11 protein-coding genes are annotated in these 12,879 nt (G+C 47.1%); 5 read left to right on the top strand and 6 right to left on the bottom strand.

Going from position 1 to position 12,879, the window contains the following annotated elements; genetic code table 11:
- Nucleotides 1-5: 5 nt before the first annotated feature.
- Complete coding sequence (locus tag P3C17_RS15935) at nucleotides 6-1,220, top strand: hypothetical protein (protein ID WP_300930362.1); 1,215 nt, start codon at nucleotides 6-8, stop codon at nucleotides 1,218-1,220.
- A gap of 255 nt (nucleotides 1,221-1,475) precedes the next feature.
- Nucleotides 1,476-1,991, top strand: coding sequence for a CS1 type fimbrial major subunit (locus tag P3C17_RS15930; protein ID WP_300930361.1), 516 nt, complete (start codon nucleotides 1,476-1,478; stop codon nucleotides 1,989-1,991).
- A 120-nt stretch (nucleotides 1,992-2,111) separates the two neighbouring features.
- Here P3C17_RS15930 and P3C17_RS15925 read toward each other — a convergent pair whose 3' ends face one another.
- The 3 genes from P3C17_RS15925 to P3C17_RS15915 are packed head-to-tail and all read right to left on the bottom strand — an operon-like array spanning nucleotide 2,112 to nucleotide 7,162.
- On the bottom strand, nucleotides 2,112-3,314 hold the full coding sequence (locus P3C17_RS15925) for an EAL domain-containing response regulator (protein WP_300930360.1): 1,203 nt from the start codon (nucleotides 3,312-3,314) through the stop codon (nucleotides 2,112-2,114).
- Nucleotides 3,315-6,542, bottom strand: a complete 3,228-nt coding sequence (locus P3C17_RS15920; protein ID WP_300930359.1) for a transporter substrate-binding domain-containing protein — start codon at nucleotides 6,540-6,542, stop codon at nucleotides 3,315-3,317. It abuts the gene before it with no gap.
- Complete coding sequence (locus P3C17_RS15915; RefSeq protein WP_300930358.1) at nucleotides 6,539-7,162, bottom strand: response regulator transcription factor; 624 nt, start codon at nucleotides 7,160-7,162, stop codon at nucleotides 6,539-6,541. The genes P3C17_RS15920 and P3C17_RS15915 overlap by 4 nt, the downstream gene beginning before the upstream one ends.
- 205 nt (nucleotides 7,163-7,367) lie before the next feature.
- On the opposite strand from P3C17_RS15915, the gene sbcB reads away from it, so the two are divergent.
- From sbcB to P3C17_RS15900, 3 genes are all read left to right on the top strand, one after another.
- Nucleotides 7,368-8,828 carry an exodeoxyribonuclease I gene (gene sbcB / locus P3C17_RS15910; protein ID WP_300930357.1) on the top strand — a complete coding sequence of 487 codons (1,461 nt, stop codon included), beginning with the start codon at nucleotides 7,368-7,370 and terminating at the stop codon, nucleotides 8,826-8,828.
- A 240-nt stretch (nucleotides 8,829-9,068) separates the two neighbouring features.
- On the top strand, nucleotides 9,069-10,085 hold the full coding sequence (locus P3C17_RS15905) for a hypothetical protein (protein WP_300930356.1): 1,017 nt from the start codon (nucleotides 9,069-9,071) through the stop codon (nucleotides 10,083-10,085).
- Between the two features lie 216 nt (nucleotides 10,086-10,301).
- Complete coding sequence (locus P3C17_RS15900; protein ID WP_300930355.1) at nucleotides 10,302-10,847, top strand: hypothetical protein; 546 nt, start codon at nucleotides 10,302-10,304, stop codon at nucleotides 10,845-10,847.
- A 201-nt stretch (nucleotides 10,848-11,048) separates the two neighbouring features.
- On the opposite strand, the gene P3C17_RS15895 is transcribed toward P3C17_RS15900, so the two are convergent.
- The 3 genes from P3C17_RS15895 to P3C17_RS15885 form a co-directional block, all read right to left on the bottom strand.
- Nucleotides 11,049-12,125 carry a serine hydrolase domain-containing protein gene (locus tag P3C17_RS15895; RefSeq protein ID WP_300930354.1) on the bottom strand — a complete coding sequence of 359 codons (1,077 nt, stop codon included), beginning with the start codon at nucleotides 12,123-12,125 and terminating at the stop codon, nucleotides 11,049-11,051.
- Nucleotides 12,126-12,218: 93 nt separating this feature from the next.
- Entirely contained in the window at nucleotides 12,219-12,437 is a 219-nt protein-coding gene (locus P3C17_RS15890) for a DUF6500 family protein (protein ID WP_300930353.1), read from the bottom strand.
- A 77-nt stretch (nucleotides 12,438-12,514) separates the two neighbouring features.
- Nucleotides 12,515-12,772 (bottom strand): hypothetical protein, encoded by a 258-nt coding sequence (locus P3C17_RS15885; RefSeq protein WP_300930352.1) that lies wholly within the window; start codon nucleotides 12,770-12,772, stop codon nucleotides 12,515-12,517.
- Between the last annotated feature and the right edge of the window lie 107 nt (nucleotides 12,773-12,879).

Here is a 12,879-nt window from a genome sequence, read left to right as displayed (position 1 = left end):
CTACTATGAATTTTACAGCTTTCATGTCTCGTTGTGCGCTGTTAGCAGCGCTTTGCATTTTGCCGGCACAAGCTTATGAAACCACTATTCATGCTGAATACAGGCCTGGCGCTAATGGACAGCAGAATATCGACTTTACGGATATCACTGAATGCCGTGGTTATTGGTGCGGCCACTGGGGCCAGAATAAAATTCTGCAGTTAAATACTTTTATCGACCGTACTGTGCGCCGCAGTGCGAACCCACGTGAGCAAGTGTATCTGCGTTTTCCGGGCAGCCGAAACGTGACTGTGCAACAGGAAAATGGCAGTTCAGCTAATTTAACTTTTACCTTAACCGATATAGGAGGTATTTACCGGCGTAACTCTAACAATCAACCTCACCTGTTTCAGCTCAGTGAAGATTTAAATTTTCCGGACACAGGCTCATCCTGTGGCAGAAGCGGATTTAATTCCGTCAACGGAGCAACAGACACAGCCTTTTTATGGAATATCAATGCGGCGGCACAACAAAACGGCGGCCAATGCACCAGAGCGCTACGAAGCCAATACTCAGGCAGTTATGGCATCACTCAACGGCATTTAATTTTTAAATACCGCCTAAATACACCGGATCCGCTAAAAATGGATAACGGCATTTACAGAGGCAAACTGGTGTTTAGTGTAGGACCTAATGGCGATTTTGATTTTGGTGATGGCAGCTACGATGAAAACGAAGTGGTGATTAACTTTGAACTCAGCGTCGGCCATCAATCCTTATTTCGTTTCCCGGCGGGCAGCGAACAGGCCGTACTTCAGCCTGCTGCGGGCTGGACTCAGTATTTAACCACAGGCCGCGTACCGGACCGTGTTTATCAGGACATCCCTTTTCGGTTATGGAACTCAGTGCCTATTGCAGTCTATCTGCAATGCGAGCACCAAAAGGGTCAAGACTGTGCACTGAAAAACACCAAACAAAACCATTTGGTGCCAGTGAAATCCAGCTTAAGTTTGCCAAGACAACTGGCACAACAAAATGGCACTGCAGTCAATAGGGTCCAGTTACGACAAGGCCAGGCCAATCAACTGCTGTTTAAAGCCAATTCCACTGTACTGAACGGTGCAGGAGAGCTGCATTTTGAAGTACAGCAAACTGCGTTAACAGAGATGCTAAGCGGCTACAGAGGCGATTTATACAAAGGAGATGTCACTTTGGTGATTGAATCCCAGTTACCTGATTAGACAGGATCAGCAGCCTAGGCTCTGATGTACTAGCTCTGATGTACTAGCTCTGATGTACTAGCTCTGATGTACTAGCTCTGATCCTGAATGTTGCTTCTGCCATTTTTACAGAACATTTTTATCCCGGCGCTATTTTCAGATTAGTCCGATAGAACGACCTGACTGCCCCACTTAAGATAGCAACTATGGTGAGTTGCTCATCATTGCGCAGTACCGCGAGGGCTGCATTACTTTTGATCACAGGAGCTTATGCCGATGAAAAATGTAACTACTCTCTTTGCCTCAGCCATGCTGTTAAGTCTTTCTGCGTCCAGCTTTGCAGCCCAGACCGAGCAAAAACAAATTACTATAGTGGCCGATGTACCGTCCACTGAATTTTTTGTGAATGCATTACCAGGGGACGACGTTTTTACTGCACCACAGCGTATGGAATGGAACACCTTTAATAACGTGCTAACACCCATTCAAAAACAACTGCATATGGGCAGCACCACTGGCGCAATTCAGGCTGCGGTGACCAGCTCAACCCTCATAGGCAGCACTTTCTCTAATACCATCAATTTAGCTGTTGCTGTCAATGGTGTAACGCTATCAACCACTGCTGCTGATGTAGTAGGTGCAACCCAAGCTGCTGCAGGTCAGGTAGTGAATATGACCATAGCGCCAGTTGCTACAACCAGCTATACGCCGGATAACTATTCAGGTGTAGTGAGTTTATCTTTTGAAACGCCGCTGCCAACAGCAGAGCCAGAGCCAGCTCCGGCTTCATAAATCATCCTCAACCCCAACCGGTGCCTTGGCAGGTAGATAATTTACCTGCCTTTTTTCATTCAATTTCAGACTACATAGTCCCACAGTGTGATCGTCCCTGATCACTCTAAATCAGCCCGCTCAACTCGCCTCCTGCTGCTCCACGCTATTGCAAAGTACAGCAGCCGTACAGTCGTTCGCCGTTAAAGGCTTATGGTACAAATAACCCTGCACCAGATTGATACCGCAGCGTTTTAATACCATCGCATCGGCCAGTCGCTCGACCCCTTCCGCTATCAAGCTTAAGCCCAGCTTATGCGCCAGTTGAATGGTGTTTTCCAGCACCAGCCTCTGTTGTGGCCGCTCTGATACGCCGTCGGTTAAACTGCGGTCCAGCTTTAACCGGGTGGCTGGTATACGGGATAACTGCTGGACGTTGGCAAAGCCTGTGCCGTAGTCGTCTATAGCAACAGAAAACCCTGCCAGACGTAAATTGRCCAAGGCCTCGATGGCGGCAGAGACCTGAGTAAAATCCTGGGTTTCAGTCACTTCAAAGCAGATTAGTTGTGATTTGATACCTGCCTGTCGCACTTTATGCTGCAATTGCTGGACAAAAGCTGTATCTGATAAGGACAAGGGCGATAGGTTAAAAGACAGCTGCACAACAAGCCCTAACTCGTGCCACCTTTGCAGTTGACCCAAAGCCTGATCCAATAACTGCCGGGTCAGTTCGTTAATCAGCCCCCACTGCTCTGCAGCTGCGATAAAAACATCAGGCCTTACCATGCCAAGTTCTGGTTGACTCCAGCGGGCTAACGCCTCTACAGCTACAATCTGGCCTGAACTCATATCTGCTATCGGCTGATAACAAAGCGAAAATTGCTGCTCACTGATGGCTTCCCGCAGCAGCTTCTGATCAAACACCGGAGTTTTTCTCTCAAAATCAGCAGGCCAAACCTCGGCTTTACGCCGGCTTAAACATAAACTCAACAGCTCTTTATTTAGCGGCTTTGCCAAAGTGCCAAGCACCTGCAAACCGTCTGCCTCGGCCATAGTGGCCACACTATTGAGTAACAAGGCATCTTTGGCGCTGGTGATAATCACAGCCTGACATAACCGCTGTTTTGCTATACGTCTTAATAACTCCACACCATTCATTTGCGGCATGTCCAAATCAATCAGCATCACATCTGTTTGTTGTTGCTGCTTCTGTAACAACTGAAGAGCCAGCTCACCATCGGATGCGTAACTGATGTGCTGGATCTTCAGCTGTTTTAATAACTGTCCGGCATACAATTGCTGCGCCGCACAATCTTCTACTACTAATACATTGGGGTTTTGCATTTAGTTTTCCTCGTTTGAGGCCAACTCCTTCTGGCTGTTGTCGCACCATAGCTGTGCTTCGCGGTTAAATACTTTTAAGGCGGCCAGCACACGTAAACTGGCACTGGTGATCTGCTGCTCTGTGGCTTTCTCCATCTTTTCACAGCTATCCAGTAACTGCTCTGCCTGCACTAACACTGCAGCACCTTTGATTTTATGCGCCAGTCGTTTCAGCGCGTCCCAATCCGATTGTTGCAGTAGCAGTTTCAGCTGTTCTATGTCGTCACTATTGCTTTGACATAAGGTGGACAGCATCTGGCGGGCAAAGGCAGGATCCGGCCCAGCCAAGGCAAACAAAGCGTCTATATCAAAAGCCGCTTTGCCTTTGGCGTACTTCTGAATACTTTGTTGTAATTCATTGATACTGATAGGTTTAAATAAGCAGTCATTCATACCTGCTGCGATACAGCGGGCTATTTCATCGGACTGAGCTCTGGCCGTTAGTCCCACTACAGCCACATGCTGTAAGGCCAGGTCCTCATGTATAGCTAAAGCCAGCTGATAGCCATCCATCCGTGGCATATTGCAATCAGTCAGCACCAAATCCACCGGTTGTTGCTGTAAAAGCTCTAGTGCTTCTACGCCATCCGCCGCCTGCCACACCTGATGACCTAAATAACTTAACTGGCGCTGTAATAACATGCGGTTGACCTGATGATCGTCCACCACCAAAAGCTTTAAGGGCTGATGTTGCTGCTCTGTGGTTGGCGCAGTTGTAATTTCGTTATGTTCACTATGCACTGCAGCCCTACAAGGCAGTTGCAACTCAATCTGAATTTCGGTGCCCTGATCTTTTTCACTCTGAATAGAAAGCCTACCCTGCATAAGCTGCACTATGGTCTGGCAAATACTCAGGCCTAAACCTGTGCCGCGTTCACCTGACACCCGCTCTGAGTTTGCCAGCTGTGCAAAAGGTTTCAGCACTTTTGCGCTTTGTTCAGGAGTTAAGCCGACACCAGTATCTTTGATACAAAGCTGCACCAGCAGTTGTTCTTCTTGCTGCTCCAGCAAAGTTAAACTCAGTTCTACCCCACCCTGCGGCGTAAATTTGATGGCATTGCTGAGCAGATTCGACAGCAATTGTTTAAACAACAGAGGATCCAGCTCTACCTGATACCGCTCGAATGCCAGGTCCATTTTGTAATTCAGATACAAACCTTTGCTTTTGGCCATACCAACAAAGACCTGATACAGCCGCTTGGTTTCATCCTGTAACTGCAGCCACTGGGGTTTAACTTCAAACTGGCCTGCTTCAATTTTGGCTATATCCAGAATATCGCCAATCAACTCTTTTAAACCCTGAGCTGAATCGTAGGCAATATCTATGGCGGTAAAATCCCACTGCTTGTCATCAGCCTGACGTTTCGCCAGCTCCAAAGTACCAATAATGGCGTGCAGCGGAGTACGTATTTCATGACTCATGGTCGAGAGGAAAAAGCTTTTGGCTTTGCTGGCCTCAAGGGCCTGCTCTTTGGCTTGTTCCACTTGTTCAAGCAATAGCTGGCGCTCCCGCACCTGGCGGCGTAAATAGAAATTCCAGAATAAAAACGCCAACACAATCAGCACAAAAGCAGCAGCAGCCAGCATAAGCTGTTGGCGATACGTCTGCCAAAAGTTTGGTGCTACAGTATTCACTGACCAATCCGACAACAGCGCCAGTTGATCCGGCGGAATACTCAGCAGAGTTTTATCCAAAATGCTGAAAAGCTCTGGTTGTTGTTTTGATACCGCCAGGGTAAAACGTGCGCCTGAAGGCATAAAGCTGGAGCTGATTTGCAGTTGGTTTTTATAACTGTATTCAGCATAAAATCGTGCTATCACCAGATTTTCTGCCAAAGCATCAGCCTGCCCCTTTAATACGGCATCCACGCTTTGCTGCAAGTTCTCAACATACTTCAGTTTTAGATCCGGATAGGTAGAGCGCAGATACGGCTCTATTGCATGATGTTTCTGAATAGCTAAAGTTTTGCCAGCCATTTGCTCCAACCGCAGCTGTGACATAGACGCATCTGAGCGGGTTAACAGCGCATAAGAGGTCACCAGATAAGGCCGGCTAAAATTCAAAAACTCTGCGCGCTCTGCATTAGGCGCCAGAATAGCCGACAGATCAGCTTTTCCCTCTTTTAGCAGTTGCAGCATTTCAGTTAAAGACCGCGCAGGCACCCACTCAAACTCCAAACCGGTTTTGGCACTGATGGCTTCAGTTAACGACCTTAAAATGCCAACGCCTTGCGTTAAGTCCTTTGAGCCCATTAAAAACGGGGTATCGCCCAGTATATGCACCAGACGAACAGGCGTGTTGCGTTCAATATAACTGTGCTCGGCCTGGGATAATTCAATACGCTCGGCCAACATATAAAGCGCCCGACCTGCACTCCAGCGCTGCAAAATTTGTTGCTGCTCAGTATGAGGCACAGCAGCAATGACTTTATTCAACAACGCCAACAGTTCAGGCTGTTGCGTGGAGGCATAAAAATTAAAATGCCCAGAAGTCAAAGGCGTAAAGTTGCTGATATTCAGCTCTGAAAAATGGCCGGTGTGAATTAAATAATGAGCGCTGATCACATTGCCCAAATACAAATCGGCATGACCTAAAGCCACAGCTTCTATCGCCTGAGTTAAATTGTCGTATGGCACCAAATCGGCGTCAGGAAAGCTTTGCTGTAGCCGATCTGTTGTTAAATAGTGTTTGGAAAAGGCCAGCCTGGGCTTGTGCTTAGCAATTAATTTATCCACTGACTGCTGATGAGCAGTGGTCACCAGTACAGGAATATCGTCTGCATAAGGCTCTGTCGCGACAATATCAGCGACATCCAGTTCGTTCATGCGGGCGTAACTGTAAAAATCGATAGTGCCTGCGCGCACTGCGGCTATCAACTCTGCTTTAGTGGCAAAGCTGCGAATTTCCACCGGCAAGGCCAAAGCTTCGCTAATCAGCCCCAGATAATCAGCTGTAATACCTTCAAAATCTTTGCCATTGGTTTTAATGACAAAAGGCGGATGTTCGTCTTCCAGCGCACCAAACACCAGCTGCGTTTTTGCCATCAACCACTGCTGTTCAGCCCCTGTTTGTTCCACCTGCACTGTGGCAGTGCTGCGGGAAAACAGCTGCAATTGCTGCGCCTGCAAAGCCCATGAACACAATAGTAAGGGGCAGACTAATAAAACAAGACCAAGCCATAACCTCATAACAAATTATGCCTTTTGGCAAAATCAAACAGCTCCATCGACGAGCCTAAGTTCAATTTGCCAAGGATATTGGTTTTGTGGGTACTAACGGTTTTATGGCTAATCGACATGGTTTCAGCAATGTCTTTATTGGCATGGCCTTTACACAACAGCTCAACGATTTGCAGTTCTCTGTTACTTAAGCTGGCCAATAAAGCCGCCTCAGAGCTTGCCAGCTTTTCGCCATAAAGCTCTGGTTGCGGGAATACTTTTTTACCTTTCAGCACCAAACGCGCCGCTTCTGCTAATTCTTCCAGCGGCTGTGCTTTAGAGACTATGCCATAAGCCCCGGCTTCAATGCAGCGCACCGCATAGACAGATGGCTCCTGCGCTGTCAGCACCAGAATACGGGTCTCCGGGTAACGCTGGTTAACCCGGCGTATCACTTCAAGCCCACTCATTTGTGGAATATCCAAATCCAGGATCATCAGCTGACATGGGGTATTTTTCATCAGTTGAATAGCGTCTATGCCGTTATCCGCTTCTGCCAGCACCTCAAAGTTATGCCGCTCCAGCACAGCTTTTACCGCCAAACGTAAAAACGGATGATCGTCTACCACAGCGACAGAAATGGGTAACATGCTTTACTCCGGCCATTAGATTCAGGGTTACAAATTAAGCATTCACAGCATAGGCAATTACGGACCGAATAGCCTAAGCAGATCAGTCTGTTAAGCCCATCGGATTAATCTGATTTTGCTCTCAACATAGCAACCCAATCGACGCCTTTCGCTACCAGTGCTACACTGCCCGCTCTTTGTTTTCGCATTTATGGATGCCACTGTTTTGAGCCAATCATCGACATTGCAGGCTACACCAGAGCCCAGCTTTTATTTTTATGACTATGAAACCTGGGGTGCGGATCCAAAAAAAGACCGTCCGGCCCAGTTTGGTGGTATTCGCACCGATTTAGATTTAAACCCCATTGGCGAACCCGATATGTGGTATTGCCAGTTGGCGAACGATTATTTGCCTCATCCGGTAGCAGCGTTGATCACTGGCCTGACGCCACAGCAGTGTAATCAAAAAGGTTTACCTGAAACCGAATTCTGCCGCCGTATTTTAGAGCGTTTCAGCCAGCCGAATACTTGTGTGCTTGGGTACAACAGCTTACGTTTTGATGATGAAGTCACGCGTTACAGCCTGTACCGTAACTTTTACGAGCCTTACGGCCGCGAATGGCAACATGGCAACAGCAGATGGGATTTAATCGACATAGTACGTGCTTGTTATGCGCTGCGCCCTGAAGGTATTGTCTGGCCGGAAAAAGCCGATGGCAGCCCAAGCTTTAAATTAGAAGATTTAACCAAAGCCAATGGCTTATCGCATCAACGCGCACACGACGCTTTGTCTGATGTGTACGCCACTATCGCCATTGCCAAACTGGTGAAAGAAAAACAGCCGAAGTTGTTTCAGTACCTGCTGGATTTACGCAAAAAAACTGAAGTGAGTAAGTTGTTTGATTTGGTGAATTTAACGCCTCTGGTGCATGTGTCGGGCCGCTTCCCTGCTATTCAGGGTTGTGTGAGCTGGATAGTGCCTTTAGCGCCGCATCCAAGCAATAAAAACGCCGTGATTTGCTACAACCTGCAAGCCGACCCTAAACCTTTGCTGGAGCTGGATTTAGCTTGCTTGCAGCAACTTTTGTATACCAAAACCGCTGATTTAGATGAAGACCAACAGCGGCTTGGCTTAAAGCTGATTCATATCAATAAGTGCCCTGTGTTGTCCCCTGCTAAAACCTTATCAGAGCAACGTGCCGCCGATTTGGGCATAGACAGAGCCGCCTGCCTGAAGCATCTGGACTGGTTACGGCAAAACCGCTCTGCTATTCAGCCCAAGGTGATGGAGCTGTATCAACTGCCGACAGACTACAGCGTGGAAACCAATCCGGATTATCAGCTCTATAACGGCTTTGTCTCCAACGAAGATAAACAACGGATGGAACAGCTGCATTTGATGAGCGCCGACCAACTGGCCTCCAACCCAGTGCTTTTTAGTGAAGACAGATTAAATCAATTGCTGTTTTTATACCGCGCCCGCAACTACCCACAAAGCCTGACCGATCAGGAGCAACAACGCTGGCAAAGGTATCGCAGCGACAAACTAACGCATGGCCTGGATAAACCTAATTTAACTTTTGAAGAATTTGGTTTAGCGCTGGAAAATCTGGCTCATGAGGCCGGTGATGATGTGAAAAAAATGAATATCCTCAAGGCATTATTTCAATACGCTCAAAGTTTATAAACTCAGGCTGGTTGATACTGCGGTAGGACTAAAACCTAGGGGCGACCTTTAGGGTCGCCCGTCTATCTCTCTACATCTATGTTGGCCGAAATCGTGCAGTCAACAAAGCTGCGGCTTCAAGTACAGTGGCTATAAACTATTTTTGTTCAGCTGCCAGTCAGCTATCTATGTTTAACAGCCCATTTCTGTTAGCCTGCGCACATTAATTAACCAATCTGGTTGTTGGGTGCGGAGCCTGTAATGAAGTTGTGGTCAAAAATCAAAGTGATGCTGTGTAGTGTGTTATTAACAGGTTGTATCGCACCAGCCTTATTAATGACCTCGCAGGCCCAGCTTCTTGGTGAATTAATGCGCCCTTTGGTTGGCTTTAACCCGCTGGATGTAAACCTGTTTGAAAACCCGCTGATCCGCGACCCTATGGTGGCATTAATGGGGGAAAGTAATTACCGCACCGCAGTCACTTTATTAAACACAGCCACAGCCATACAGCAACAAGGCCCATTGTTTTTTGTGGTATCAGAACACTCGCCTTTGCCTCATCTGGCCGAAAAAGCAGGTTTTGTCTGGAACTCTGATCACAACCAAATGGCTATTTTGTTAGTGTCTGGCGGAAAAACCGAGATTTTCCATCAGGTTGTTGAAGGTGCTGCAGGAAAAGTTATACCCAGCTGGCCAAAAGAGCTGGTCGACTACACCAGCCCGGAAAAATTAAAACAAAAAGCTGTTGCCGCAGCTGCTGGCAAAATAGGCCAGGGTTTAGGTTTGTCAGAAGAACAAACTGGTTTTGTTGAAACAGGTTTAGCAGGCGGTTCAGTGCAAAATGCGCTGGAAGAAAACCTGAAGCAAAAAGCCATGGATCCGCTGGAAGAAATCAGACAAAAAGTGGAAGAAGGCAAAGCCGATCTATTAAGTCAGCCAAAACAACGTTTTACCGAAATGAAACAAGAAGCCATGCTGACTGAAGAAGATATGTTTAAGCAATTTACCGGCAAATCAGCAGAAGAATTAAAAGCAGCGAAAAAATACGCTGAAGAGGCCAAAGCCCGTGCCGACGCCAATCAAAAGAAACCTTTCAACACCATCAAAGACAAAGCCACTTTAGAAAAAGAAGCTAAACAGTGGGCCAAAGATAAAGCCAATAAAAAAGTAGACGAAACCCGAGCCCCGGCTGATGAACTACTAAAAGAGTTAACCGAAGAAGTAAAACAAAAAACTACCCTGCCAGCGCCGGAGAAGAAAAAGGATGGCGGGGACTAGGTTTTATCCTGCAACTGCTCCGCTACCGATTCAGGATGGTGCTTTGGTAAATTGACGTTCATAAGACGACTAACCATAATCGATAGAAACCACATCGAAGTACATGTTATTTAAACTAAAATTTGCTAAAAAATTAACGATTTCTATTGTTCAATGCCGCAAGCTGCGCATCAGTTTTAAAAAGACTGCTTAAAGTGAAGGATAAAAGGCAACTATATGAAAGTATCTCAGAAAGGTTTGCTGGCGTCAGTTGTATTTGGCCTGATTCTGTGTGTTTCAGGATGCGCGACACAACAAAGTACAAAAGCATCGGCTCCAAATCAAACCAATCAAAACGAACCGCAGATTTCAAAAAGTATTTATTTTTTTCAACACAAACTCATCGCTCAATGGCTTTACGAGTCTGATGGTGCATTTTTTTCAGATTTGAAAAATGGCGATGTCACAAGGTTTATGGAAGTGGCCTCCGAAGTTATCAACCCAGAATACGCCAACAACATAGTGGTTACAGAGCTGGCTGAACATGATGCCGTTCTGATCACATTTCCTGAACCCTATGATTTCCCAAACTGCTATTTTGTTTTGATGAAAAAACAAGGTGCAACCTTCTCTTATTACACATATGAAAAAACCATGGATTTGGGGGAGCAGAATATTGGCGGTGTATTGGGAGGCTGGACTGCTGAAGGAAGCCACCTGAATTATGGTCCTCGCAGCTACCGCACTGCTCCAGACTTTGTAAAGGATGTTTTGACAATGTAACAGCATGGGTCAGGTAGCCCACTTTGCTGCAAAAAAGAACCCCTCAGTGTCAGGTCTTGCATAGTGGCACATCATATTGAGGCCTGCCCAAAAGTTGCTTGCTAAGCGACGCGGCCATGGGCCTTGCCCGGCGAAGCTCGCCCCTAATGACGCCAGTTCGATTGAACTCAATGGTGGGGTCTCAACTTTGTCATGGCACCGCTATTTAGGCACTATCAGCGTCTGGACCGAATCGACGAGCGTGCTCGACCAGACACCATCTTTATTGCCGTTCGTCAGATAGACGACAATGTAATGATCATTGAGATCCTTATCGAACAGGATGCGCACCCGTACCTTGGTACCACCGTCGTGGCCAACCTGGTGCCAGCGACCTGATATACCATAGTCCCAACCGGCTGCAAAAAAGCCAACATCACCGTTAGCGAACTGATAAGGCTGCCAGAGACGCTTTAGCTCCGCCTTTGAAACAAGAAGACCTTGCGCTACGGCGGACATAAATTTGCCTGCATCGTCCAAAGTCATGTAAGCACCTCCGTGCGCGATGCTGTAATCCGGCCAGGCGATCGTCAGATCAGGCACATGCTTGCCCTCCTTCGCCCTGTAGCTTTCAACAAGGCGAGCCTTGGGCACATCGGCGAGCTTAAGCCAGGTCTCCTGAAGGTCAAGCGCTTCAATAATGCGCTGGCGCACCAGTGTGCGGTATGGCGTCCGCGTAACAGACTCAAGGACAGCCGCTATCACCAGGTTGTTGGTATTGGTGTAGCGCGTTCGCTCGCCTGGTGCAGATACAGGCACATCTTTTAAGTTCATAAAAACGGCTTCCAGGCTGGGTGGAAACGGCCGCGAAAAATCATTACTGTCGAAATATTCAGGCACGCCCGAGACATGGTTTAGAAACTGATCGATACGGATGTTACGCCAGGACTGCGGCAGATTGTCGACATAACGGGAGGCTGGAGCAGAAATATCCAGCTTTCCTTCCTGCTGTAATTGCATAACGAGGGTCATGGCGAATAGTTTGCTGACTGAATAGACAGGGAAAACCGTCTTCGGCGTGACCAATGTGCTGCCATCGATCGCTGTAGTGCCAGTGGCATTGCGATACAGAATATCGCTGTTGTGCAGCACAAGCACGGCCTGCGCGGGAATTCCATGTTTTTGTTCATTAGTGCGCAGTTGAGTATCAACTGCGGCATGGATATCAATAGCTGAAGTTTGTGCCCAGACGCACGCGGATAATAAGTAGAGCGAGGCAAACAGACTAAAAGTTTTCATTTTGTATCCAACTTAAACGGGGCAACATAAACCGAAAAGGCCTGAACTCAACGTGATTAAAAGTTATCACCTGGCAGTGCCTGACTGGCATAGCTAAACACCAGATAGCACCATACGTTTGATTTTACTAGCTTTTTCAAAATGATCTAATTTATGAACTTCAATCCACCATGTGGCAGCTTCCATAAGAACCTCGGGCTGATCGTTTTTGTTTTTAAAAAACGCATAAAAGGATAGGCCCACATCAGCTCCCTTCTTATCCATTTTCTGATCACAAACTTCAATGATTTTTTTTCTAAGTTGTTCTCTCAAGTCATTATCTCTTTAGCAGGATTGGGCATTTCCCCCCGCACTGGGGCAGACACGACGGGAACTCTTGCTGCGGCTAGTTATGTGTTTTGCTGCTTGTTTAGTTTTGATTGTCTTTTGGTAAGCTTCGCTACTTTTATGGCTTCCCATACCGCTATAGCACCGCCAATTGCAAGAATGGTATAGCAGTTGTTTAGATCATTGAGAAACGGGTGAAAAGCATTGCCCTTTGCACCAAAGGCGCCATACAAACCAAGTCCAATCAATATCATGCCAGGTGCACCAATGATTTGGGTCCTTATCAATTCTTTCCTGATGCTATTTAATTCATCTTCCATTCCATTTCCCGCTTAGTTTTTGCTATCTACACATAACACCGCCGTTACGCGGCCTTGTTATGCGCCAGGCTTCTGACACTCCGTTCAAGCGATATCAGCATCCAGCC

This window comes from Rheinheimera sp. 1928-s (assembly GCF_029269265.1).
Lineage (GTDB): Bacteria > Pseudomonadota > Gammaproteobacteria > Enterobacterales > Alteromonadaceae > Pararheinheimera.
The sequence above is the reverse complement of the archived record's forward strand: the minus strand, read 5'-3'. Positions and strand labels throughout refer to the sequence as shown.